24 protein-coding genes are annotated in these 24300 nt (G+C 34.8%); 15 read left to right on the top strand and 9 right to left on the bottom strand.

Going from position 1 to position 24300, the window contains the following annotated elements; all coding sequences use genetic code 11:
• Positions 1 to 7 precede the first annotated feature (7 nt).
• From C8N28_RS09180 to C8N28_RS09155, 6 genes are all read left to right on the top strand, one after another.
• Positions 8 to 1309, top strand: a complete 1302-nt coding sequence (locus tag C8N28_RS09180; protein ID WP_132224106.1) for a PorV/PorQ family protein — start codon at positions 8 to 10, stop codon at positions 1307 to 1309.
• 8 nt (positions 1310 to 1317) lie between these two features.
• Complete coding sequence (lptC, locus tag C8N28_RS09175) at positions 1318 to 1905, top strand: LPS export ABC transporter periplasmic protein LptC (protein WP_132224104.1); 588 nt, start codon at positions 1318 to 1320, stop codon at positions 1903 to 1905.
• A gap of 148 nt (positions 1906 to 2053) precedes the next feature.
• Positions 2054 to 4159 carry a peptidylprolyl isomerase gene (locus tag C8N28_RS09170; RefSeq protein WP_132224102.1) on the top strand — a complete coding sequence of 702 codons (2106 nt, stop codon included), beginning with the start codon at positions 2054 to 2056 and terminating at the stop codon, positions 4157 to 4159.
• A gap of 79 nt (positions 4160 to 4238) precedes the next feature.
• Positions 4239 to 4754 (top strand): DUF2480 family protein, encoded by a 516-nt coding sequence (locus C8N28_RS09165; protein WP_132224100.1) that lies wholly within the window; start codon positions 4239 to 4241, stop codon positions 4752 to 4754.
• 29 nt (positions 4755 to 4783) lie between these two features.
• The gene (locus tag C8N28_RS09160) at positions 4784 to 5554 is read left to right on the top strand and encodes a DUF3108 domain-containing protein (protein ID WP_132224098.1); all 771 of its coding nucleotides are present in this window, start codon (positions 4784 to 4786) and stop codon (positions 5552 to 5554) included.
• 3 nt (positions 5555 to 5557) lie between these two features.
• Entirely contained in the window at positions 5558 to 6130 is a 573-nt protein-coding gene (locus tag C8N28_RS09155) for a DUF3109 family protein (RefSeq protein ID WP_132224096.1), read from the top strand.
• On the opposite strand, the gene C8N28_RS09150 is transcribed toward C8N28_RS09155, so the two are convergent.
• On the bottom strand, positions 6127 to 10461 hold the full coding sequence (locus tag C8N28_RS09150; RefSeq protein ID WP_449369352.1) for a translocation/assembly module TamB domain-containing protein: 4335 nt from the start codon (positions 10459 to 10461) through the stop codon (positions 6127 to 6129). The two genes, C8N28_RS09155 and C8N28_RS09150, sit on opposite strands and share 4 nt — an antisense overlap.
• Before the next feature lie 82 nt (positions 10462 to 10543).
• On the opposite strand from C8N28_RS09150, the gene tsaD reads away from it, so the two are divergent.
• Both tsaD and C8N28_RS09140 read left to right on the top strand, forming a co-directional pair.
• Positions 10544 to 11548: a tRNA (adenosine(37)-N6)-threonylcarbamoyltransferase complex transferase subunit TsaD gene (gene tsaD, locus C8N28_RS09145; protein WP_132224092.1), complete on the top strand. Its 1005-nt coding sequence runs from the start codon at positions 10544 to 10546 to the stop codon at positions 11546 to 11548.
• 51 nt (positions 11549 to 11599) lie between these two features.
• Complete coding sequence (locus C8N28_RS09140) at positions 11600 to 11794, top strand: hypothetical protein (RefSeq protein ID WP_132224090.1); 195 nt, start codon at positions 11600 to 11602, stop codon at positions 11792 to 11794.
• 1 nt (position 11795) lies between these two features.
• On the opposite strand, the gene C8N28_RS09135 is transcribed toward C8N28_RS09140, so the two are convergent.
• The 5 genes from C8N28_RS09135 to folP are packed head-to-tail and all read right to left on the bottom strand — an operon-like array spanning position 11796 to position 15860.
• A complete protein-coding gene (locus C8N28_RS09135; RefSeq protein WP_132224088.1) occupies positions 11796 to 13106 on the bottom strand; it encodes a nicotinamide mononucleotide adenylyltransferase in 1311 nt (436 codons plus the stop codon).
• Between the two features lie 27 nt (positions 13107 to 13133).
• Positions 13134 to 13685 (bottom strand): NUDIX hydrolase, encoded by a 552-nt coding sequence (locus C8N28_RS09130; protein WP_132224086.1) that lies wholly within the window; start codon positions 13683 to 13685, stop codon positions 13134 to 13136.
• Positions 13682 to 14527 carry a dTDP-4-dehydrorhamnose reductase gene (rfbD, locus tag C8N28_RS09125; RefSeq protein WP_132224084.1) on the bottom strand — a complete coding sequence of 282 codons (846 nt, stop codon included), beginning with the start codon at positions 14525 to 14527 and terminating at the stop codon, positions 13682 to 13684. Before rfbD ends, C8N28_RS09130 begins: the two co-directional genes overlap by 4 nt.
• Positions 14524 to 15072, bottom strand: coding sequence for a dTDP-4-dehydrorhamnose 3,5-epimerase (gene rfbC / locus C8N28_RS09120; RefSeq protein ID WP_132224082.1), 549 nt, complete (start codon positions 15070 to 15072; stop codon positions 14524 to 14526). The genes rfbD and rfbC overlap by 4 nt, the downstream gene beginning before the upstream one ends.
• Before the next feature lie 5 nt (positions 15073 to 15077).
• Positions 15078 to 15860: a dihydropteroate synthase gene (gene folP / locus C8N28_RS09115; protein ID WP_132224080.1), complete on the bottom strand. Its 783-nt coding sequence runs from the start codon at positions 15858 to 15860 to the stop codon at positions 15078 to 15080.
• Positions 15861 to 16028: 168 nt separating this feature from the next.
• Between folP and C8N28_RS09110 the strand changes: the two genes are divergently transcribed.
• Genes C8N28_RS09110 through C8N28_RS09100 form a run of 3 tightly spaced genes read left to right on the top strand, consistent with a single transcriptional unit; the run spans position 16029 to position 18319 of the window.
• Entirely contained in the window at positions 16029 to 16580 is a 552-nt protein-coding gene (locus C8N28_RS09110) for a DUF1599 domain-containing protein (RefSeq protein WP_132224078.1), read from the top strand.
• 34 nt (positions 16581 to 16614) lie between these two features.
• The gene (locus C8N28_RS09105; RefSeq protein ID WP_246012784.1) at positions 16615 to 17757 is read left to right on the top strand and encodes a BT_3928 family protein; all 1143 of its coding nucleotides are present in this window, start codon (positions 16615 to 16617) and stop codon (positions 17755 to 17757) included.
• Between the two features lie 4 nt (positions 17758 to 17761).
• On the top strand, positions 17762 to 18319 hold the full coding sequence (locus tag C8N28_RS09100) for a shikimate kinase (RefSeq protein ID WP_132224074.1): 558 nt from the start codon (positions 17762 to 17764) through the stop codon (positions 18317 to 18319).
• Here C8N28_RS09100 and C8N28_RS09095 read toward each other — a convergent pair.
• A complete protein-coding gene (locus C8N28_RS09095) occupies positions 18297 to 18587 on the bottom strand; it encodes a DUF721 domain-containing protein (protein ID WP_132224954.1) in 291 nt (96 codons plus the stop codon). The two genes, C8N28_RS09100 and C8N28_RS09095, sit on opposite strands and share 23 nt — an antisense overlap.
• Complete coding sequence (recF, locus tag C8N28_RS09090; protein ID WP_132224072.1) at positions 18587 to 19699, bottom strand: DNA replication/repair protein RecF; 1113 nt, start codon at positions 19697 to 19699, stop codon at positions 18587 to 18589. The genes C8N28_RS09095 and recF overlap by 1 nt, the downstream gene beginning before the upstream one ends.
• A 187-nt stretch (positions 19700 to 19886) precedes the next feature.
• Between recF and C8N28_RS09085 the strand changes: the two genes are divergently transcribed.
• From C8N28_RS09085 to ytxJ, 4 genes are all read left to right on the top strand, one after another.
• Positions 19887 to 20570, top strand: coding sequence for a tetratricopeptide repeat protein (locus C8N28_RS09085; protein WP_132224070.1), 684 nt, complete (start codon positions 19887 to 19889; stop codon positions 20568 to 20570).
• A gap of 12 nt (positions 20571 to 20582) precedes the next feature.
• On the top strand, positions 20583 to 21077 hold the full coding sequence (ribH, locus tag C8N28_RS09080; RefSeq protein ID WP_132224068.1) for a 6,7-dimethyl-8-ribityllumazine synthase: 495 nt from the start codon (positions 20583 to 20585) through the stop codon (positions 21075 to 21077).
• A 78-nt stretch (positions 21078 to 21155) separates the two neighbouring features.
• Positions 21156 to 21890, top strand: a complete 735-nt coding sequence (locus C8N28_RS09075; RefSeq protein ID WP_132224066.1) for a hypothetical protein — start codon at positions 21156 to 21158, stop codon at positions 21888 to 21890.
• A gap of 2 nt (positions 21891 to 21892) precedes the next feature.
• Complete coding sequence (gene ytxJ, locus C8N28_RS09070) at positions 21893 to 22234, top strand: bacillithiol system redox-active protein YtxJ (RefSeq protein ID WP_132224064.1); 342 nt, start codon at positions 21893 to 21895, stop codon at positions 22232 to 22234.
• On the opposite strand, the gene uvrB is transcribed toward ytxJ, so the two are convergent.
• Positions 22231 to 24258, bottom strand: a complete 2028-nt coding sequence (uvrB, locus tag C8N28_RS09065) for an excinuclease ABC subunit UvrB (protein ID WP_132224062.1) — start codon at positions 24256 to 24258, stop codon at positions 22231 to 22233. The two genes, ytxJ and uvrB, sit on opposite strands and share 4 nt — an antisense overlap.
• Between the last annotated feature and the right edge of the window lie 42 nt (positions 24259 to 24300).

The raw sequence follows: 24300 nt of genomic DNA, 5'->3' as shown, positions 1-24300 counted from the left end.
AAAATACATGATTAAATCAAAATTACCTATCCGTATATTAACATGTCTTACTTTACTATTTACTGTCTCAGGGGCTTTAGCGCAATCAAATACTAGTTCACCTTATTCGCAATATGGACTCGGTGAATTACGTGGAGAGCACCTTCCTCAATTACGGGCATTGGGCGGAATTTCAACAGGTATACGTGGGTTAGGTTCTTATTTTAATATTAATTCAAGTAATCCTGCATCTTATTCAGGTATCCGATTAATGACGATTGATATTGGTGTATATGGTAATCTATCTACACTAGAGCGCGATAACATTAAACAAAACAATTCCGATTTTTCACTTGGCTATTTAAGTTTTGCAGTGCCTGTAAGTGCAAAATCGGCACTTAGTTTCGGACTTTTACCTTATTCAGATTTAGGATATCGCTATTCTAGTCCATCAACAATCAATAATATTGAGGTTAATAACGTTTACTCTGGTGAAGGTGGCTTATCCAAAGCATATTTCGGATACGGCATTCAACTTGGAAAGAAATTTAGTATTGGAGCAAATGCAGGATATCTTTTTGGCAAACTTGATAATAATCAAGAAGTACAGTTCCCTGTAAATACTGGAGCCTTAAACTCTAAAATAGAAAACAGCAGAGTAATTAATGGGTTTGCGTTCGACTATGGCATTCAATACTTTACAAATATTGGTGATGATTATGGCCTTGTTATTGGCTACGCCGGAAATGCAGGAAAATCGATCAGGTCTAAAGAAACAGAGGTGGCTATCCGCACATTTGGAAATGCTACGGCTACAGAAGAAAATATTGCCTTAGATACTATTTCCTTAATTCAAAATTCTCCAAAGGATGTTATTATGCCAATGGAACATAAATTAGGCTTTAGTTTAAGTAAGCGAAATAAATGGTTAGTGGGTGCAGACTTTCATTATGGACAGTGGTCTGATTTCAAAGAAGGAGATCTACCTTCTTCTTTAGAAGACAGCTACGGAATTGCCATTGGAGGTAATATTACTCCTGATTATACCTCCAATAAATATCTTAATCTAGTCGATTATCGTTTTGGATTTCGTTATGATAAAACGAACCTAAAGATCAATGATCAAAATATCAACGATATGGCTGTAACGGTTGGATTAGGTATACCACTTGCTTCTAATCGACAAACTACTTTTTATAAAATTAACTTCTCTGCTGAATTAGGTCAACGCGGATCCTTAGAGAATAGTTTGGTTAAAGAGAAATATGTAACCTTTCGTTTAGGCTTTACCTTAAATGATCGTTGGTTTCAACGCTATCAATACGATTAGTAAAACTTATGAATGCTAATCTACTATATAAAGTACATATATTTAGCATCATCAAAAAGGTTGCAGTTTTCATTCTCGTACTTTCATTCTCTGCCTGTGAAAATGATTTAAAAGAAGTTGAGCGTGTTTCTAGTCAGAAAATTGAAGACCCTGTCGATGTGTCGTATGGAGTTAAAGTACTATACAGCGATTCTGCAGTTGTGAAAGCACAGCTAACTACTCCTAAGATGCTTCACTTCAATACTGAAAATCCTTATTATGAATTTCCGCAAGGTGGTTTACTAATTATGTACGATTCTACCCGCTCGGAGACTCAGCGTGTAAAATCAGATTATGCTATTCAACGTGTTAATACCGGCATTACAGAATTACGAAAGAATGTAGTTGCAACCCGCGCCGATGGAATGACTTTAAAATCAGAAGAATTAATATGGGATGAGAATGAAAAACGCTTTTATTCAAATTTACCTGTAACCATTATTATAAACAATCAAGTCTCATATGGAACCTCATTTTGGGCAAAAGAAGACTTCTCATATTTTGAAATTACCTCGCAAACTGGGAACTTCGAATTCAGTGGTCCGAAAAGATTTTAGATAGTAGTTTAAAAGACAGACATTTCATCGTTATCTTTTTAATTTTATCTTTTTTAATTTTTACATTTAATTGTATCTTGCGCCCTCATTTGTAAAGAACAAATGAAAATAACAATGTAATTTAACGAAAATAATATAATAGATTATTATGGGAATAATGACTTTTTTGCGGAATCGTCTGGGATTATTAGTAGTATGGACAATCGGTATCGCACTTGTCGCATTTTTATTAGGCGAAATTATTCCACAGTTATTGGGAACCATGAATGCCAATCAGAATGAGGTTGGAGTAATCAATGGTGAAAAACTTGATTATGCAACATTCAACGCTGAGGTAGAAGCTGGTTTGAACAATATGCGTCAGCAAATGGGTGGAACGGTAAATGACCAAATGAATGCTTATGTTGTTGAGAATGTATGGAATCAGCATTTAACACAAACTATCTTACAAGAAGAAATAGATCGCATTGGATTAAATGTTGCCTCAAGTGAATTAAATGATATGGTGTCTGGTCAAAATCCTTCACCTCAGATCATCCAATCATTTACAAATCCTCAAACTGGAGAATTTGATCGCAATCAATTAAGTATATTCCTAACCAATATAAGGAACGAACCTCCTACCAGTACTCAAAAACAACAGTGGGAAGGCTTTTTGAGAAACATTAAACAAGAACGTTTACAACAAAAATACAATCAACTAATTCAGAACAGTGTTTATGTAACTTCATTAGAGGCTAATGAGGATTTTATTCAACGTAATAAGATTGCTAACTTCAGCTATGTTTTATTAGATTATTCATCTATAAACAATGCTGACATTAAACTAACTGAAGAAGACTACAAAACATATTACAACAATCATAAAGCTGCTTTTTTCAACCCTGTTGAAACTCGCAGTATTGAATATGTAGTATTTAATGCTGAACCAAATGCTAGTGATACATTAGCTGTACATGACAAAGCTATTGAACTGGCAGCAGAATTAGCTACGACAGATAATGATTCATTATTTGCCTCAATCAATTCTGATACTCAATATCCGATAGCATATTACAAAAAGGGAGATTTATCGCCTAAGCTTGATTCAGCTTTGTTTAACAGTTCTACAGGATCTGTAGTAGGTCCTTTCTTTTCTAATGGAAGCTATGAACTTGCCAAGGTAATAGATAGCCGTATGAGTCCGGACTCTGTATCTGCCAGCCATATCTTATTAAATCCGGCAGCAGAAGGTGGCAATGAACAAGCTAAAGCGAAGGCTGACTCTATAAAAACATTGATACAAAATGGTGCCAACTTTGCTACATTGGCGGCAGAATTCAGCACAGACGGCTCGAAGAATGATGGAGGAAAGTTGGGTACATTTGCTCGTGGAGCTATGATTCCTGCCTTTGAAAATGCTGTTTTTAATGGCAGAACAGGAGATCTGATTGTTCTTACTACGCAATTTGGTGTACACATTATAAAAATAGACAATCAAATTGGTTCGTCAAGAGTTGTAAAAGCTGCTATTATAGACAAGAGTATCCAGAGCAGCAAGGAGACTTTAAATGCTGCTTATAATAAAGCATCAAACTTCTTTGGTAAGGTATCTAAGGATAATTTCAGAGAACTTGCTAAGGCAGAAGGTTATGAAACACAGGTCGGAGCTCAAATCGCTCCTATGCAAAGTTCCATCCAAGATCTAATGAATCCTCGTGAATTAATCAGATGGATATACCAGTCTAAAGTTGGAGACGTGACTGATAAAGTTTACGAGTTAGAAAATAAATATATTGTTGCCCGTTTGACCCAGATACGAGAAAAAGGAATTCTTCCTCTTGAAACAGTGAAACAAGAGATTGAGCCGGCTGTAATCAATCAAATTAAAGCAAAGCAATTAATAAAGAAAACTGACGAGGCATTAAATGGATCATCTACTATTGAGCAGGTAGCTCAAAAACTTGGAAAAAGTCCTGTTGAAGTTCAAAATACGGTATTCGCTAATCCAATCCTTGCAGGTATTGGACAAGAGAATAAAGTAGTAGGTACAGTATTCGGCTTGCAACCCGCCACTATATCTAAAAGTATTGAAGGACAACAAGGAGTTTATGTAGTTTCAGTACATGATTTTATAAATCCTAATCAGCCGCTAAATCTTGTATCTATAAAACAACAAAACCTGAACTTAGTTAAACAACGAGTTCCAGGAGCTGTTTTACAAATATTACACGACCGGGCAGAAATCATCGATAATCGAGTGCGATTCTATTAGATTAAAAATACTTAACTTTGTATCCGGATAAATCGATCATTTATCCGGATTTTTTTTGAAGGATTTGAAAGGCAAGGATATGAATAATCAGGATACAATTGTTAATAAAGTAGCTCTAAGTGGGTTGATCACATTTGATTTGGCTGCACTGTCTCCTAAAGGAGATCGAATATTGCTCGACATTAAAGACCAACTCTTCCATGGTTTAATACTTCGAGAGAAGGATTTTAGAGAATTTATAAAAAGTACTGACTGGTCGCAATATCAAGATAAAAACGTTGCAATCACTTGCTCTGCAGATGCCATCATTCCTACTTGGGCATACATGCTGCTAGCGAATAAATTAGAGCCTTATGCAAGAGAAGTTATTTTTGGTGATTTAGATGTACTAGAAACTTTTCTATACGAAAAATCATTAGCGGATCTTGATATGAGTCAATTTGAAGGGGAAAGAATTATGGTAAAAGGGTGTGGAGATATCAAAATTCCTGAATCCGCTTTTATTACCTTTACCAGAAAATTAAGTAAAGTTGCGAAAAGTATTATGTATGGAGAAGCCTGTTCTTCAGTTCCCATTTTTAAACGAAAATTATAATGGGCATATTTTTTGCAACTAGCTTAAATATGAAGAAGAACCTATTATTTATATTCGCACTATTTATATCATTTGGCGCTTTTGCGCAAGATCTTCCCTATCTAAAAGAATCTGTATTTAAACCTGGTGAAGTTCTAAAATATAAATTAAAGTATGGTTTTATATCTGCAGCTGAAGGAACTTTAAAAGTGGAAGCAAGTGATCTGAAATTTGATCAACAACCCACGATCCATCTTTCAGCGCAAGGTAAAACATCCAGTGCTTTTAGCATTTTTTATAATGTGGTGAATCAATACGATTCTTATATTGATCAAAAAACCTTTCTTCCGTATTTTTACACTGAAAATATTAAAGAAGGGAAATATAGAAGGAATGATAAAGTAAGATTTGATCAAAATAAAAATACAGTCACAGGCAACAAAGGCACTTTCAAAGGTGCTAATCAAACCTTTGATCTTCTATCAGCATATTATTTTGCCAGGAATCTTGATCTTTCTAAAATGTCGGTAGGTCAATCATTCAAATTAACCTATTTCTTAAATGATGAGGTAGCCACTTTGGGAATAACCTACCTAGGTAAAGAACGCATTAAAACATCAATTGGCACTTTTAATTGCCTTAAATTTAGCCCGGAGATTAAACCAGGAAGAATATTCAGAAAGGACAGTAAACTCTATCTTTGGGTTACAGATGACGGCAATCGCATTCCTGTGAAAGCAGAAGTAGAAATTCTTATTGGTTCAGTTACATTAGAGCTTGTAGACGTATCTGGGTTGAAATACCCTCTAAATAAAAATTAAATCATGATCGAGGTTGAGGGTGTTTTAGTAAGTGAGGAGCTAATCAAAGAAGAATTTGTCTGCAATCTATCTGCATGTAAAGGAGCATGCTGTATTGAAGGTGATTCTGGTGCTCCCTTAGAAAAACACGAGCTAAGTATATTAAAAGAGATATACGATAAGGTAAAGCCATATATGACCGCTAAGGGAATTAAAGCCGTTGAAGAACAAGGCACCCATGTAATTGATGAAGATGGTGATTTAACTACCCCATGCGTTGATAAGAACAAAGAGTGTGCTTATGTTAATTGGGAAAATGGCATTACAAAATGCGCTATAGAAAAAGCATATGAAGCTGGTGCAATTGAATGGCAAAAGCCTATTTCATGTCACCTTTATCCCATTCGCGTTACGGCTTACCCTGAATTTGATGTTTTGAATTATGATCGTTGGCATATATGCCACGCTGCATGTTCTTTTGGTAAAGAACTTAATGTGCCTGTCTATAGCTTTTTAAAAACACCTTTAATTCGAAAATATGGAGAAGACTGGTATAAAGCTCTTGAGGAATCTGTTAAACCTGGCGCCTTTTCTTAATTAACTTTAGTTGAATCAGGTGTTGATTCTACTAAAGGTTTATTTGTAGCTTTTTTGAAATTAAATATCCTTCTAAAGAATTCGCCGAAAGTATCAAACTCCTGTCTATAAACCAATCCGAAGGCACTTACGTATTCATCTTCTGGATTCAGGAAATTTCTATTATTCAATCGATTCGAAGCTCTGAGCAATAAATTCCCACTTTTTCTAAGTAAGTAAAGGGCTTCTACATCACTCGCAATATCTTTTCCAAATACGTTAAAGTCGTTCAACTGACCTCGCCTATCCGTAACTCCTCCAGTTAAAACTAACCTGTCATTCAACAATCTAATAGAAGCACTGGCTTCATTAAAGGAACGAATGTTGAAGTCTACGAAATTAAGATTCAATGACTGGGATATAATATTGTTCAATTGGTTAAATGCTAATTCAGTGCCAGCACTAAATACAGTAGTATTTAACTCGCGCGTCAAATCCGTACCTGTTCCAGGGGCAAAACTCCTTCTCACAATCAGACTTAAAGCTTGCTGATTAACATTATTAGCATCACTCAAATAACTTTGTAATTCATCCTTTACGTACGAATCAGTTGGAAAATCTATGCCAAATGATATATCTGGATGCAATAGATTTCCATTCAAGATCATTTCGGCTTGCGCTAATACACGTTGGTCAGTACCGTTTCTACCTGCAGCAATATAAAGGGGCCGAACACTTGTTCTTACTTGATAAACCGCAGTTAAATTTATAAGGGCTTCTGTAGGATTACCTGTCCATCGAATTGATCCTCCCTGACTAATTTCAAAGATTTTATTAATAAAATCCTGAGCAGTAAATTCAAATTCTCCTTCTTGTATTGCATAATCACCGAACATCTCAAAATCACCCAGACTTGTTATATTCATCGACAACAATCCTTCTCCTCTACCAGATAATTTACCCAGGTCTGTAAATATATTTATTTCAGCCTCAGGATCAACTGTTAAATCCATCGTCATTGTTAAACCCTGAAAAGAATTCTTTTTAGGGACAACAAGTGAGGAATCTTTCACTACAAATGTTATAAAATCACGATCTGTTATTGTTCCTGCAGCGTTTAAAGGAATATTAATAACGGTACCTGAGTTCGTCTGTGCCTCAATTCTAATATTCATATTGTCAGTTGGCCCTTGAAAGGAGAAACTCCCTGTTCCATAAGCTAAACCGTAATACAAAGGATTATCTTTAGCTGTTGTGTTTAAAACCATAAATTCTTCAGCTTCAATTTCTACATGAATAGTTGGATTTAGAGGTGTGCTCATATCAACAGTTCCATTTGCAATTGCCCTATGACCAGCTCTATCTCTAATGGCTAAATCATTTATAATTATCTTACTATTCTCTATTTGAACTTTATCATTTATGATATAAGGGGTTTTAAGATAATTAACTACCATACCAGCATCGTTAAAATTTGCAGAACCATTTATTGCTGGGTTAAAAGGCGTACCACTTACAGATAATTCTGCTGTAACTGTTCCCGACAGATCAGAGACCAAATTCTTTAGAAATGGGGCAAATAAAACTAACTGACTATCATTTAAGCGCACTGTTAAATCGAGCGAATTATCTTCTTGCACAGCATTATAGGTACCTTCAACAAAAAGCGATTGGTCTCCGTCGTTATTGACTTCAGCTTCTAGATTTACTAATTGAGTACTTCGATCAAGATCTGCCTTCAAAGTCAAATCACCTATCATGACTTGATTATATTCGATACCTTGAGCACTAATATCACTTTGAATAAATGGGTTCTTTAAAAGAGATCTAATCTCTATATCTCCTTCCATTAAGCCATTTAATTCAATTCCTGCAGTTCTAGAAAGGGGATTTAATGTCTTTAGAGAAAAATTCTGTAAATTAACAGTTAAAACATCGTCCGCACTATTCGAAATTGTGCCATCTATTTTCACTATTTGACTTGCCTGCGATAGCTCTAATCCATCTATCAGAGTCTTTCCATCTTCAAAATTAAATCGAACCTGATCTTGTATTCTCCATTCCTCATGGTTTATAATAACATCTGATGGAAGTAAACTTAAACGAGGCGAAGTATTACTATCAAATTCTATCAATCCATTCAAATCCAACTGGTTCGTTGCATTTGGGTCTGAAAGTTTAATATTAAAATTTAGACTATCATTACGAAGAACATTGGCAAAGTTAACGTTATTGATATATAAGCTATCTGTAATATCAACGCGGTCGGACGTTATAAATAAATTCAAATATTGATCATTAGTAGTTTGGTCAAAAATTAAATTATTAACTTTTATATCTTTATAAGTGATTAAAGGAATGAAGCCATTAAGAGATGCCTGCTCATTCTGAGAAGAGAATTTTCCATTGACTATAACCTCCTCTGGTATGGTGACGTCAGGTGCAAAGACTAAAGCAAATGGAGAAAAGTCCTTTAATGTCAGCTCCAGATCAAACTCTTGTATTCCTCCTTCTACTATTTTCGTTTCCCAGGAAGGTATATAGTGTTTTGCTACCGATTTAAAATAGGAAGGAAAAGTATTTAGATCAAACTCACCTTTTATTGTAGCATCTAAGATATTAGATTGAATAGCCAAAAGCCGATCTTCTCCCCTCCCTTCAGCGCGCAATGAGAGTGACTCTACTATTGCTGTTTGTTCTGGTTTCTCAATTCTTAAATCAGAAACAACCAACTCTCCAATAACATCATTCAGGTTTCCTCCAACAAAATTGCTATTAATGGTGCCTGATAATATTAAACTATCTTGCGATAAATGTAAATTATTAAGATCAATCTTATCAACCTTCGCTGTAAAGCCAAACTCTGGCAAATTTTTATCTAAACTTAAATTACCATTAAAGTCTACAGCTAGATTTTCATCGTTTACATTAATATTTCCAGAAAAGTTTTGTTTCTCAATGGCTCCATCAATTAATATATTCTGATATCGATAGCCCTTATAATCAATATATTGAACATTGGATTGTATCTCCTCATACAAATTCTCAAGAGAGAAACCTCTGCCTTTTGCAGTTGCCCTCAATGCCACAAATCCTAATTGCTCACTCTGAACTAACTCTCCAAGATTAAACTTATTAACAAGTACTTCACCACTATATTCTCCCTCATCATTTAATTTAAGATTGACGTCAGCAATTATATCTCCTAAGTTTGTTTTAAAAATACCTTTCGTTATAAAATCATTATAAAAACCTGTTATTTGTCCCTGATAACTAAGTTTACCAAAACGGTCAAATAATACGGGCAAGGCAAATAATTTCTTTCCGCTTAAATCAGCTACTAGCGTTTCAAGGTCTTTTCTATCAGTTATTAATTGTGAAAGATTCATATCAAAAAAGGTCTGATCAATATTTGGTAGTCCTTTAATAGATACGTCTCCTTGCAACCATGTTTGTCTTCCAGTGCGAATCTGTACTTTCTTTGCCTGAAGATTGTCAACCTTACCTGAAAAATCTCCATTAATCATTACATCGAAATTAGTAACATTTACCTGCGGAGCAAATAAAGCAATATCCTTAGATGTAATTCTTGAATCTCTAAGATTGCCTGTAATAGAAACCTGCTTAATAAAATCTGAGAAAGCAGCGAAATTCACATATTCTAATAAAACATAGTCTCGTATATAACTAGAGTTCACTTCAAGATCTAATTGAGAAAACTCCATACGATTTGAATCAATTGTAGCAATAGTATTTAGCTTTTTAACAAAAACTCCACTTTTCTCTTTAAAGGTCAATTCTTGAACAGACGCCTTAATAATATGATTCACATAATCAATATCATTGAATTTGCCATTAAGTGAATAAACATGAAGATCTCCAAAGTTTATTCCATCAACATCTTTAGAAAAGTAATCTTTATAATAGAGTTCAATATTTTGCAGTGTCGCACTTGATAAAATAAGATCAAACTTTCCTGCTGGCTTTTTCGGATCTGTTTCTTGTGGTGAAAAATAACGTTGAATAAATGTGAAGTTAGTAGTTGAGTCAATTTGTTTCTTTATCGAGATCTTTCCGTCACTAATTTTAAGGTTATTGATCATTAATCTCGAATTCCATATAGAGCTTAAATCCAGGTCTGCCTGAAGTTCACCAAAATATAATAGCGTGTCTTGCTCTTGGTCTTCTACATAAAAATTCTTAATCTGGATAGCATCAAAAGGTCTAAAATAAACAGACTCTAACTTAATAGTAGTTTGAAGTTCTTTAGACAGATATTGAGATGCTTTCTGAGTAACATAGTTTTGTACAGATCTTAATTGAAGTGAAAGTATCAAACTAACAAGTAATATTACTAAGCCAAGTAATACCCAGAATGCTATTTTTACAACTTTTTTGATATTTTTGTATTTTCTAAGAAACTAATTAAAAGCATTGGCAACCATACTTGGTATAGAATCAACCTGTGATGAGACATCAGCATCTATCTGTATAGATGGCGTAATCCATTCAAATATTATTGCGAATCAGACTGTCCACGAAAAATATGGAGGTGTTGTGCCAGAACTTGCATCACGAGCACATCAACAGAATATTATTCCAACAGTGGATCAGTCTATTATAAACGCAAAAATACACAAAAATGACATAGATGCGGTAGCTTTTTCACGTGGGCCAGGGTTATTGGGATCTTTATTAGTCGGAACTTCTTTTGCAAAAGCGTTTGCTCTAGCAAAAGACATTCCTCTCATCGAGATTAATCATATGCAAGCTCATATTTTGGCCCATTTCATTGAAGACCCTAAACCCACATTTCCTTTTTTATGTCTTACAGTATCGGGAGGGCACACACAGATTGTAAAAGTAAATGATTATTTCAGCATGCAATTATTAGGACAAACTCTGGATGATGCTGCAGGAGAAGCCTTTGATAAAACAGCTAAGATATTAGATCTGCCTTATCCAGGAGGACCTCTTATAGATCATTATGCAAAAACAGGAGATAAAAATAAATATTCATTTCCTGAACCAAAGATACCAGACTTAGATTTTAGCTTTAGTGGTTTAAAAACATCCATTCTCTATTTTATACAAAGAAATGTAAAGGATAATCCTTTATTCATTCAAAATAATCTACCAGATATTTGTGCCTCTATACAAAGCAGAATTGTAAGTATTCTACTTAATAAGCTGGAAAAAGCAGCACATCTTACAGGTATTAATAATATTGCAATTGCAGGAGGAGTATCTGCCAATTCAGGATTAAGAACGAGCCTGGAAAACTTGGGAGCAGAAAATGCATGGAATATATTCATTCCTAAATTTGAATATTGTACTGATAATGCAGCTATGGTAAGCATTGCCGGATATTACAAATATTTAGATAAAGATTTTATTACACAAGATATAACACCCCTAACACGCTGGGCTCTTGATTAGCTTTTTTATACCAAGATTTATAACGACTTTTACTATTATATTTAATAAAAAATGGATACACCAAGTCTTTTTTTCCTAATTGTTTTTGCCGTTCCGATGGTTATTCTTCTTTTTTGGATAATAAGAAAAGATAAAAAGAACCGGAAATGGGGTTACATTGTATTGAGCGTTATAGTGATTGCTGCCTTATATGTAGCTTTCTTCAAAGCTCCATCTTATCATGAAATTTTTCCTAATATAAAATAACCTATACCGTTTTAACAAAACGTTCATCATAGTTTTCAATATCGATAATATATTGATTTTGAACTAAGAAATCAAATAAGGGTCTCGCTTGTTCAGATACAGGCATATTCTGAGTAGTAACAATCATATTCTCTTTTTTATTAAGATAAGGATAGGCATAAAGCTTCACATTTTTACTGAACATGCCGCTTACATAAGCTAATAATTCATCCGTATAGTTTTCGCCGTACAGTTTTGAATTAAAAATATTTTTGAGGTTTGAAATATTACTCGAAATACCAACATTTTCCGGCTTAAATTGAGCTAAAAATTTAGCGAGTAGGTTATTTCTCGAAAAATCAGATACTATAATATAATTGCCCGTTGCGCATAAGCTTTCAGCTCGCTCTGCAAAATACCTCAAATCTTCATTGCTCAATTCAGGGTGATCTTCCAAAGCATTGGACATTAAAACTTCAATCATCACGACGAGATTAGAATCATTTATATTACAATTCCGCTTAAACTCATCGACTGCGAGATTAAATAAATCAAAATTAGGATTGGATTTTTGACGGTATTTAGTTCTTAATATCATAACGTCTTTCCTATAAAGGAAATCCTTGGCTTGAAGAGCCTCCCCATTCGGTGCGAAAATTGCAGCACTAGAAAAATCTTTAGCAACCAGGTAGAGGTTAATCAACCGTTCATTAACATCTTTGAAAGCCGGACCTTTCACACGAACCAGATCAATTTCAACTGATCCGGAAGTTAAATTATCAACCAAGGATTCAATCATAGTCTGCATGTCATGAATATAATAATAGGAAGCATATACTAAATTTACTCCCAAAATTCCTAACACAGTTTGTTGAAGCCCTGCATCACTATCTAACAAACGGACGTGAAAAATAATGTCATTTGCCTCTCCTCCGGGTTCAACCTGAAAGCGGATACCTATCCAGCCATGCGGATCATTAGACTTACTAAAGTTTAGAGTAGTTACCGTATTGGCGAAAGCGAAAAGATGGCGGTTAGCATATTCAGGTCCGACTAGTCTCTCTGTTAATAATCTATATTCATGATCAAGCATTTTCTCAAGACGGGATTGGCTAACATATCTTTTCGTCTCCTCTACACCATAAATAGAGTCGCTGAATGCCATGTCATAAGCCGACATTGATTTTGCTATGGTTCCAGAAGCGGCTCCTGCAGTAAAAAAATTCCGCGCTACCTCTTGCCCTGCACCAATTTCTGCAAATGTTCCGTAAATCCTCCCGTTTAGATTAATTGCTAAGGCTTTGCGCTTAGTCTCTAAAATTTCTCTTGCCATAGTATAAAATTAACAAGTCGAAAACCATTAAGAAAGCATCCCCAATCGCCGAAGCGCATAAAATAGAGCAGCTGTATGTAGTGCCTGTCCGAACTTGTTTTCAAATAATAATTCTTTTAACTCTTCAGGAGAAACCAAAACTAATTGAATCTCTTCCTGTAAGTCTAATTGTTGATTCTGCAACTTTACTCCACCCTTTGCTAAATATGTAGTGGTTATATTATTGCTTGTTGCCGGATTAGGAAACAACTCGCAAATCTCTTCAAATGAATCAAAGCTATATCCTGTTTCCTCTAATAATTCTCGTTTAACTGCTTCAAGTTCGTTTTCTCCATCATCAATCACGCCTCCAGGTATCTCTAAAACTGTAGAAGCAACTCCGTGTCGATATTGTCTTACTAATATAAATTGATTGTCGGCTGTTATAGCCACTGCATTTACCCAATTAGGATATTCTAATACATAATATTCCGGAACCACATAACCAGATGGCATTTGACAAACATCTTTTCTCAAGACCGCCCAAGGAGCCTTAACTAAATAAGTTGAATCTAATATCTTCCAAGACAAATCGCTCATATATTCTTTATACAACGCTCTAAACTATCAAGCCAATGAGGAATAGTTATTCCAAAAGTTTCTTTAATTTTTGTTTTATCCATTACAGAATAAGCAGGCCGAGTAGCTTTTGTTGGATATTGAAACGTGCGGATTGGTTTCAATTGAATATTGATATTTGCGTATTTAAATATCGAATGAGCAAAATCATACCACGAAGCCGCGCCTTCATTACTATAATGATACAGTCCATAAGCTGGGTTTTCTAATTGAGCAATTTCAATAATAACATTAGCTAAATCCATCGCATATGTTGGTGTACCTAATTGATCAAACACGATTCCCATTTCTTTCCTTTCTAAACCCAAACGCATCATTGTCTTTAGAAAATTATTACCGAATTCAGAATACAGCCAGCTTGTCCTTATAATAACATGCTTATCTAATGTCGCTATAATAGCTTCCTCTCCTAATAATTTTGTTTTCCCATAAGTACTAATAGGATTAGGGAAATCTTCCTCTGTCAGAGGGGTCGTTTTTGTACCATCAAAAACAAAGTCAGTTGAAATATGAATTAAAATAGCATCATACTCCATACAAAGCTGTGCAATTAGTTTTGGGGCCTGAGAATTTATTGCTGCTGCCTTCAGAAGTTCATCTTCAGCCATGTCAACGGCCGTATAAGCAGCACAATTAACCACAACCTCTGGTTGATAACTTTTAAACACCTCACGCAAATGCCCTTCCTCCAGAATATTGGCTTGCGTAGAATTAAGATATACTATATCTAGATCTACCTTCTCAACATTCTGTATGCATTGAGCTAGCTGTCCACCTCCGCCTAATACAATTACCTTTTTCATAGCGAGCTATTTTCATTAAAATGAGATAAATCTAAATCTTTCTTCGCTACAACTCTATCTTCTTCGTTAATAATCCAATCAATATTCAATAAAGGATCTGCATAAAATACACCTCTTTCAGATGATTTATTATAAAAATTATCGCATTTATAAAAAAATTCGGCAGTTTCACTTAAAACTGCAAATCCATGATAAAATCCTCTCGGTATAAATAACTGGAACTTATTGTCTGCACTCAATTTCACAGAATAGGACTTCCCAAAACTTGGACTTCCTTTACGCGCATCAACAATCACATCTAAAACCTCTCCCTGTAAAACTCGTACAAGTTTTGCCTGCGCAAATTCATTCGCTTGTGCATGTAACCCTCTGATCACCCCATATGAAGAATAAGATTGATTATCTTGAACGAAGTTCGTAGAAATACCAGTGACATCTTTAAATTTCTGAGTATTGAAACTTTCAAAGAAATAGCCGCGTTCATCTTCTATAATAAACGGCTTTAAGAGAAAGCAATCATCAAAGGGTCGTTCAATAATTTCCATAAATCTTATTTAGATCGTTCTTTTAATTTTCTAACTAATAAAATTGTTTCCTTAGCCTCCTTAACATCATGAACACGTAATATCTTAGCACCATTTAATATTAAAATTGTATTTAATACTGTTGTTCCATTTAAGGCATCTTGTGAACTTATTTCTAATGTATTATATATCATTGACTTTCTAGAAATTGCACCCAATAAAGGCAATCCAAAAATACCAAATTCGGAAAAACGATTAATTGTTTCAAAGTTCTGTTCAATCGTTTTTGCAAACCCCGGACCAGGATCCAAGATGATATCTTTTACACCAAAAGAACGCAGTTTATTAATTCTATCAACAAAATATGAACAGATATCTGCTACCACATCTTCATATTGAGTGAGACCTTGCATACTCTTTGGTGTACCGCGCATATGCATTAATATATAAGGAACCTGCAATCTGCCAACAGTTTCAAACATATTATCATCAAGACCTCCTCCTGAAATATCATTAACTATATGAACTCCATGTTGAACTGCCGCTTCGGCCACCTTTGATCGAAAAGTGTCTACTGAAATTACACATTCAGGGTGCTCTTTCTTTAATAATTCAACAAGAGGCAGAAGGCGATTTATTTCCTCCTCTTCACTTATATCTGCAGCATTGGGCCTGGATGAATATGCTCCGATGTCCAATATATCGGCACCTTCTTTCAGGAGCTTTTCTGCTTGTTGAAGAGCTCTATCAGTTTGCGAATACCTGCCTCCATCAAAAAATGAATCAGGTGTAATATTAATAACTCCCATAACCAGAGGGTCAACTAGACTGAGTAATCTATGACCCACATTTATAGTGGAGACTTCTGGACTATACACAATAATAAAATTCAATATGTGTTCGCTAAATTAAGTATATTCCGGTAATTTTGTGAAGAAAGTGCCAAATGCCTTAAAATATTATTGGATTAAGATAAAATGAAAGATACTACTGCGGAATATAACCAAGCTATAAAACAATGCAAAGAGCTGTTTTTAAAAAAGGCAAAAGATTATGGAACAGCCTGGCGTATTTTAAGATTATCCTCTATAACAGACCAATTGTTCATTAAGGCACAAAGAATCCGGACATTAGAAGTAAAAAGAGTTTCAAAAGTTGATGAAGATATTCCATCTGAATTTATTGGAATCGTTAACTATTGTGTAATTGCACTTATACAGATAGAATTAGGTGAAGATGGAGATAACGAGACACTAAGCCTCGAACTACTTGAAGCAGAATACGATAAAAAGGTAAATGAAGCGTATAATCTAATGATGGCAAAGAACCATGATTACGGCGAAGCTTGGCGAGACATGCGAATTAGTTCCTTGACTGATCTAATCTTAATGAAAATATTAAGAGTAAAACAAATAGAAGATAATAAAGGAGAGACCTTAGCATCAGAAGGCATATCTGCTAATTATCAAGACATGCTAAACTATGCCGTATTTGCTCTTATCAGATTGAAAACAACTCTTCAAAGTTAAAACAATGAGCTCTACCTCCAAAAAAACCTTTTATATGATATGGATTGTCCGTTTAATTGTATCCATACTCTTCATTTTCTCTGGCCTTATCAAAGCGAACGACCCTATCGGATTTAGTTATAAGTTAGTTGAATACTTTGGCGTATTTAAACTCAATTTCTTAAATGATTATTCAGTGGCGATAGCAATAGCTATATGCAGTCTCGAGATAATATTAGGAGCATTATTACTATTTGGTTTTTGGAGCAAGAAAACAATTTGGGGTATTCTGTTGCTTATTATTTTCTTTACATTTTTAACTTTTTACTCCGCCTTCTTTGAGGTTGTAACCTCTTGTGGATGTTTCGGAGACGCAATTCCATTAACCCCTTGGGAATCATTCGCGAAAGACTGTGTTTTATTAGCCCTAATCGGTATCCTATTTTACTACAAAGAACATATTAAACCACTTATTAAAGATTTTTATACCCAATCTATTTTAACTACTTGCATTGTTGTCATCTCTATTGGGTTTGGAGTTTATACTTATAACTTTTTACCTATTATCGATTTTCTTCCTTATAAAGTAGGGAACAATTTACCTTCATTAATGACAATTCCGGAAGGAGAGTCACTCGATGAATATGAAACTATATACGTTCTAAAGAATAAAGAAACCAATGAAACGAAGAAAGTTGGCGATAAAGAATATTTGCAAGATGAAATATGGAAAGATCAGTCTTGGGAAATTGTGGGTGATCCTGAAACAAGATTAATCAAAAAAGGCTATCAAATACCAATCAGCGATCTTATTATTAGTGATGTAAGTGGCGTAGATCATACGAATGAGATTATTGAAAATCCGGATTATAATCTCATTATTGTAGCTTACGATATAAATAGCACAAATTTGGATGGTCTAAGAAAACTTAATGAACTTGCACAATCTGCCGCAGAGGACTATAGAATTCGTACTGTTTTACTAACTGCCAGCTCCATGCAGGCTGTAGAAGATGCTACTTCAGACTTTGAGTTGTTCTCAGAAGTTTTCTTTGTTGATGCGATACCATTGAAAAGTATGGTTCGGTCAAATCCAGGATTAATGTTATTGAAAAATGGAACGGTCATCAAAAAATGGAATTTCCATATTATTCCATCTGCACAGAAGTTAGCTGACAAGTACCTTATTCAAAATTAATTCCATGTTCCATATTGATCACACATCAAAACAGAATTTGAATTGTCCTATATTCCTTATAGGATTTATGGGGTCCGGAAAAACTACAGTGGGGAAAAAGCTATCAAAAGCAAGTAACCTTCCCTTTATTGATCTGGACCATTTAATTGTAGAAAGGTCAGGAATGGACATATCTGACTATTTCTCCTTGCATGGAGAAGATTCATTTAGACAATTTGAAACTAACACATTAAAGACTATTCCCTTTAACCAGGGAATGATTGTTTCAACCGGAGGAGGTACACCTTGTTTTAATGAAAACCTGCAATGGATGAATGAAAGAGGGATAACGATTTATCTGCAGCTTCCTCCTAAGGCACTTCTAAAACGTCTTTCTGGGAAGGAAATACAAAACAGGCCTTTACTGCAAGGAAAAAGTGAAGATGAAATATTAGATTTTATAACTAAGAAACTAGAAGAGCGAGCAGGCTTTTATAAGAAAGCGAAACTAACAATAGACGCTCACAATACTAATCCTACACAGGTATTAGACTTAATCATTACAGAATTACAATCGAAGTAATAACTTCTTTACCAGCCCTATCATTTAGTTTTTCAAGAATCTGGCTTTTCATCATCATTAATTCATTTTTAATAACAGAAGATTCAATGCGTATAAATAGCTTTTTATCTGCAATATAAATCTGCGTGGTTCTACTTGCAATTGCATTTCCCATGAGTTCTGGCCAAGCAGCAATAAGAGCGGTTTCATCGAATTTCTTTCGCAAGCGATAAACATCCAGCATTTGCTCTATAGCCTCTTTCAGCGTTTTATCATTATTCCTCTTAATCATAATTCACTCGATGTTTCACTAATCGCTCCCATAGTAACTTCAAAAGTACGCAAATCACAAGGAATGTTTTTAAAGATCTCCTTAATTCTATCCAGGTTAGTATGAGTAATAAATATCTGGCCAAATTCATCTTGAGACACCATTTCCATGAGTCGTTTTATTCGTTTATCATCTAGTTTATCAAAGATATCATCCAAAAGAAGTAATGGTTTATATCCTTTTTTGTTTACCAGATAATTATACTGAGCCAATTTTAACGCTATCAAAAAAGACTTCTGCTGCCCTTGTGATCCAAACTTCTTTAAGGGCATATCATTCACCGTAAAAATCAAATCATCTTTATGAATTCCTGAAGTTGTACGTTCTAAGATCTGATCTCTTTCAGCAGATTGATTAAGCAGATCAAGAAAATTACTCTTATTTAACTGAGATTCATAGAAAAGTGTGACCGGCTCAGCGTTGTCTGTCAAAAACGAATAATGTTTATTAAACAATTTTGTGAAAGACTCCATAAAAAGCTTACGCTGCATATATATTTTATTACCTGGCTCTATTAGCTGGGCATCATAAACCGATAATAAATCCAAATCAAAAGACCCTTGTTTATGCTGTTTCAATAAACCATTTCTGTTTTGAAGAATACGATTATAACTTATCAATAAATCCAGATAATGACTGTCTGTTTGAGAAATCACATTATCGATAAACCTTCTTCTCTCTTCACTACCCTCAGTAATTAGAATGGAATCATTAGGAGATATCATTACCAAGGGAAATAATCCTATATGATCTGCCAATCGCGAATATTCCTTTTTATTACGCTTGAACTGTTTCTTTTGATTTCTTTTTAAACTACAAGAAACTGTATCCTCTTCCTCATTCCTCCTGAAAATTCCTTGAAGCATAAAAAAATCATTCCCATGTTTAATTTGCTGAGAATCTATTGGGTTAAAATAACTCTTACATAAAGACAGATAATGAATCGCATCTAATAGGTTAGTTTTTCCAGCACCATTATCGCCAGAAAAAGCATTTACTCCCGAGGAGAAATCAATGGCAAATTCAGCATAGTTTTTAAAATTTAGGGCAGAAAGGTGCTTAATCCACATAAGAAACAAAGATAGTTTTTTTAATTAGTGAAATAATATATTCTATTTTGTGTACTTTTAGACATTTAACATTCGATCTTTCTAGTACAATAACATTAAAATCATCACTTTAGCATATAAACTTATCTAAGTTTCTTGTTTGTACGCTGTAAAAATGTATTTTTGCAGTCCGAATTTATTTTAAGAAATGTCAACACAACAAAAAAATAAAAAAGTAGCAACTTCAACTATCCACCATGGCGGAGAAAGAAGCTTCATTAAAGAAAATGAAAAGAGTCTAGGTTTTATTGCTCTAGGTATTGTAGTATTAGTTCTACTATATTTTGGCTATCAGCAACTTTACTTAGCACCACGTGCTGAGAAGGCTAGTAATGAGATTTTTAAAGCAGAAAGCTATGCACAAATAGACTCTTTACAGAAGCTTGCTATAAATGGGGACGGTTCATATCCCGGTTTTGAACAGATCGCAGCGGAATATTCAAATACTCCCTCAGCAAATATTGCTAATGCTTATCTTGGAGGACTTTATTTACGTCAAGGTCAATATCAAGATGCTATAAATGCTCTTGAAAATTACACCTCAACAGGTAGTCCAATCTTAGATCCACTAGTTATCGGTCTCTTAGGTGATGCCTACTCGGAATTAAAAGATTATAAACAAGCTGCCACCCAATACAAAAAAGCTGCAGATATAAAGGCAAATGATTTTACATCCCCTTTATTTTTGAAGAAACTAGGCTTGGTATGTGAGGCTCAAAATGATTTCCAAGGAGCCCTAGATGCTTATAATAAAATTAAAAGTCAATTTCCTCAAAGTCAAGAAGCTTCTATGGTAGATACCTACATAGCACGCGCAGAAGCACACTTGTAATTAATTTATAAAATGGCAACTCATCTTAAAAGCCTGTCAGATTTCACGCACTTAAAGGCTTATTCTGCTGAAGCATTCACATTTGGGATTGTTGTTGCCCAATGGAATGCTGCCGTAACAGGCTCTCTCTATGATGGTGCCTACCAGCTCCTATTAGATAAAGGAGCTAAACAGGATAATATTAAGACGATCCAGGTACCTGGAAGTTTTGAGCTTACCTCTGGTGCAGATATTCTATTACAAGATGCATCAATTGACGCTGTTATATGTTTAGGATGTGTGATACAAGGAGAAACGCGTCACTTCGACTTCATATGCAATGCGGTTGCAAATGGAATTACTAATGTCTCATTAAAATATAGCAAACCTGTAATTTTCGGTGTTCTAACAACAGACAATCAACAACAAGCCGAGGATCGCGCAGGCGGAATACATGGTAATAAAGGAGAAGAAGCTGCAATTACGGCTATTCAAATGGCAAAGATTTCCTCCGATCTAATTAAATAATCCAAAATCTCTTTTATTAAAATTTACTCTATCTTTGACTAGATATAAGATTTTAATTGTTTAAAAGAATTAAATATCATGTGCAATAAAAGAACATCAATATTCCTGGCTTTTCTTTTTCTGCTCAATTCCATCTCTCTCAAATCAAATGGTCAAGAACAAATTACTGCAATAAATAAGCTGCTAGAAGGGATAGGTGGTGAAAAATCTCTAAGAGATGCACGCTATATAATGTTTAGCTGCATTAATGAAGATCACTCTGAAATCCAGGAAGAACGTACCTATATATATGATTGGGAAACGAAAGACTGTAGATTCGAAGGGAAAACGGAGGGTGGTGACTCTTTAACAGTATTATTCAATACACAAAATGATACGGGAGAAGTATTTTTAAATAATGAAAAAACTCAAAATTTGGAATTGTTAGAAAGCATTACCCAACTTTTCAAAGAAGATTCTTATTTGTTATTTACACCTATTCAAATAGCAAATAAAAGCCTTAAGCCTATTGTTCAAGATCCTGTAATTATTGATTTAAAAAAATATTTTATACTAGGAGTAGATCTGTCGAACAATAAATCTGAATCTGCAAAACTATATATTGACTCCCAAACAGGGATAATTAACAAGTGGGAAACTTTCGATAAAGAACATGAAAAAACACATGAATTTCTTAGCTCAAGAGTTAAAGACGTCGGTGGAGGACTAACCTTAGCCACACAATTTACAGATAAGATTAGCGGTACAGTTTTTCAATATCCCATTGTCGCCGCCTTATTAAATGTTGAAATTTCAAAATTCAAGAATCTATAATCATGAACTGGATACCATTAGACTCCATTAATCAATTAGAAGATATTAATACTCATTCTAAACCTATATTGATTTTCAAACACAGTACTCGCTGCCCCGTAAGCAGCATGGCAAAACGAAACATAGAATTAGAAGCTGTATTATTACCTGAAAATATACAAACGTATTTTCTTGATTTAATAAAATTTCGTGAACTCTCTAATCAGGTTTCAGAACTTTGGAAAGTAAAGCATGAATCTCCACAAGTTCTATTAATATATAACCAAGAGTGTATCTACAATAGCTCGCATAATGAAATAAATATAGCAGATATTGTTATGAAGATTGAAGAAGTTACATCCTAAGAATATCTTTCCTTCATAACTTTCTCCAGAGCAAACATTTCGTCACGGTATTTGGCAGCCTCTAAGAAGTCCATTGCCTTTGCAGATTTCTGCATCTGCTTCTGTGCATTCTCAAATGCTTTTTGCAACTGCGGCTTATCCATATATTGAATTACCGGGTCAGCAGCTAAACTAGCATCATCTGGTCCGGCATATGCTTTCGCTATACCACCTTTAAAATCAGCTACAGAGGTTTGTCCTATAATTTCCTCACGTGACTTTCCAACTGTTCGTGGAACAATACCATGCAACTCATTATAAGCTATCTGTTTTTCCCGACGTCGGTCTGTTTCCTCGATAGTAATCTGCATACTTTTTGTTATACTGTCAGCATACATAATCACTCTTCCCTTCTCATTCCTCGCAGCACGACCTATCGTCTGAATTAATGAGCGCTCCGACCTTAAAAAACCTTCTTTATCGGCATCTAAAATTGTGACTAAAGTAACTTCAGGCAAATCAAGTCCTTCTCTTAACAAGTTAATTCCTACTAAAACGTCAAATTCGCCTAAACGCAATCCCCGAAGGATTTCTACCCTCTCAAAAGTTTTTATCTCTGAATGTATATAACGTACTTTTACACCTAACCGAGCCATGTATTTAGTTAACTCTTCAGACATGCGCTTAGTTAAAGTCGTCACTAATATTCTTCCACCCTCCTTAACAGTCTTATCAATCTCATCCAGTAGATCATCTACTTGATTAACAATCGGCCGAATCTCTATTCGTGGATCAAGTAAACCCGTTGGGCGAATAACTTGCTCTACTACAACTCCTTCAGTCTGTTGTAGTTCATAATCACCTGGAGTAGCACTTACATAAATGGTTTGAGGGGCCAAAGCTTCAAATTCAGGGAAATTTAAAGGTCGATTATCCAGCGCAGCAGGTAAACGGAAGCCATATTCAACTAATGACAACTTTCTTGACCGATCGCCACCATACATCGCTCGAATCTGAGGAACAGTAACATGGCTTTCATCAATTACCATTAAATAATCATCAGGAAAATAATCTAATAAACAGAACGGGCGCATGCCTGGCTGTCTCCCATCAAAAAACCTGGAATAATTCTCTATCCCGCTACAATAACCAAGCTCACGCATCATCTCCAGATCATAATTTACTCGTTCTTCTAAACGTTTTGCTTCAAGCATTCTTCCATCACCAATAAGTTGTTCTTTACGTAACATCAACTCTTCTTGAATATTCCAAATAGATTCAGTAAACCGTTCACGAGGAGTAACAAACAAGTTTGCAGGGAATAAAGCAAGATCAGTCATTTTCTCTAGTGTCTTTCCACTATCCGGATCAATCACTGCCAACTCTTCAATCTCATCTCCAAAAAAAGAAATACGATAGGCTTCATCCATATAAGCAGGATAAACATCCACAATATCTCCCTTCACCCTAAATGTACCCCGTTTAAACTCTAAAGTTGTCCTGGTATATAAGATCTCAACAAGTCTATGAAGAAAAGAATTGCGAGAGATTACTGTTCCAACGGCAAATCTAAATACCATACGAGAAAAATCTTCCGGATTCCCCATTCCATAAATACAAGAGATTGAAGAAACAACAATAAGATCTCTCCTCCCAGACATTAAGGAAGAAGTCGTCTTTAAACGTAATTTTTCAATCTCATCATTTATAGCCAGATCTTTTTCTATATAAGTATTTGAGGTAGCAATATATGCCTCTGGCTGATAGTAATCATAATAAGAGACAAAGTAGTTAACCGAATTCTCTGGGAAAAACTGCTTAAACTCCCCATATAACTGTGCGGCGAGTGTTTTGTTATGGCTTAAAATAAGTGTTGGCTTCTGTGTCTGCTGAATTACATTAGCGATTGTAAAGGTTTTGCCAGAGCCCGTAACCCCCAACAAATTCTGATAATGATCGCCGGTATTTACACCTTCAACTAACTGTCTTATAGCCTCTGGCTGATCACCAGTAGGTTGATATTCTGAAGTGATTTTGAATTCCATGTGTAACCAAAACTTAAAGAGGAATAAATTGTTTTACAAATT

Origin of the sequence: Albibacterium bauzanense, assembly GCF_004339765.1 — a bacterium.
Classification (GTDB): domain Bacteria; phylum Bacteroidota; class Bacteroidia; order Sphingobacteriales; family Sphingobacteriaceae; genus Albibacterium; species Albibacterium bauzanense.
This window is presented reverse-complemented; position numbering and strand designations above follow the sequence as displayed.

Coding starts and splice junctions, on each gene's coding strand:
- C8N28_RS09180 (WP_132224106.1), top strand. CDS start 8: ATGATTAAATCAAAATTACCTATCCGTATATTAACATGTCTTACTTTA.
- lptC (WP_132224104.1), top strand. CDS start 1,318: ATGAATGCTAATCTACTATATAAAGTACATATATTTAGCATCATCAAA.
- C8N28_RS09170 (WP_132224102.1), top strand. CDS start 2,054: ATGGGAATAATGACTTTTTTGCGGAATCGTCTGGGATTATTAGTAGTA.
- C8N28_RS09165 (WP_132224100.1), top strand. CDS start 4,239: ATGAATAATCAGGATACAATTGTTAATAAAGTAGCTCTAAGTGGGTTG.
- C8N28_RS09160 (WP_132224098.1), top strand. CDS start 4,784: ATGAAGAAGAACCTATTATTTATATTCGCACTATTTATATCATTTGGC.
- C8N28_RS09155 (WP_132224096.1), top strand. CDS start 5,558: ATGATCGAGGTTGAGGGTGTTTTAGTAAGTGAGGAGCTAATCAAAGAA.
- C8N28_RS09140 (WP_132224090.1), top strand. CDS start 11,600: ATGGATACACCAAGTCTTTTTTTCCTAATTGTTTTTGCCGTTCCGATG.
- C8N28_RS09135 (WP_132224088.1), bottom strand. CDS start 13,106: ATGGCAAGAGAAATTTTAGAGACTAAGCGCAAAGCCTTAGCAATTAAT.
- C8N28_RS09130 (WP_132224086.1), bottom strand. CDS start 13,685: ATGAGCGATTTGTCTTGGAAGATATTAGATTCAACTTATTTAGTTAAG.
- rfbD (WP_132224084.1), bottom strand. CDS start 14,527: ATGAAAAAGGTAATTGTATTAGGCGGAGGTGGACAGCTAGCTCAATGC.
- rfbC (WP_132224082.1), bottom strand. CDS start 15,072: ATGGAAATTATTGAACGACCCTTTGATGATTGCTTTCTCTTAAAGCCG.
- folP (WP_132224080.1), bottom strand. CDS start 15,860: ATGGGAGTTATTAATATTACACCTGATTCATTTTTTGATGGAGGCAGG.
- C8N28_RS09110 (WP_132224078.1), top strand. CDS start 16,029: ATGAAAGATACTACTGCGGAATATAACCAAGCTATAAAACAATGCAAA.
- C8N28_RS09105 (WP_246012784.1), top strand. CDS start 16,615: ATGATATGGATTGTCCGTTTAATTGTATCCATACTCTTCATTTTCTCT.
- C8N28_RS09100 (WP_132224074.1), top strand. CDS start 17,762: ATGTTCCATATTGATCACACATCAAAACAGAATTTGAATTGTCCTATA.
- recF (WP_132224072.1), bottom strand. CDS start 19,699: ATGTGGATTAAGCACCTTTCTGCCCTAAATTTTAAAAACTATGCTGAA.
- C8N28_RS09085 (WP_132224070.1), top strand. CDS start 19,887: ATGTCAACACAACAAAAAAATAAAAAAGTAGCAACTTCAACTATCCAC.
- ribH (WP_132224068.1), top strand. CDS start 20,583: ATGGCAACTCATCTTAAAAGCCTGTCAGATTTCACGCACTTAAAGGCT.
- C8N28_RS09075 (WP_132224066.1), top strand. CDS start 21,156: ATGTGCAATAAAAGAACATCAATATTCCTGGCTTTTCTTTTTCTGCTC.
- ytxJ (WP_132224064.1), top strand. CDS start 21,893: ATGAACTGGATACCATTAGACTCCATTAATCAATTAGAAGATATTAAT.
- uvrB (WP_132224062.1), bottom strand. CDS start 24,258: ATGGAATTCAAAATCACTTCAGAATATCAACCTACTGGTGATCAGCCA.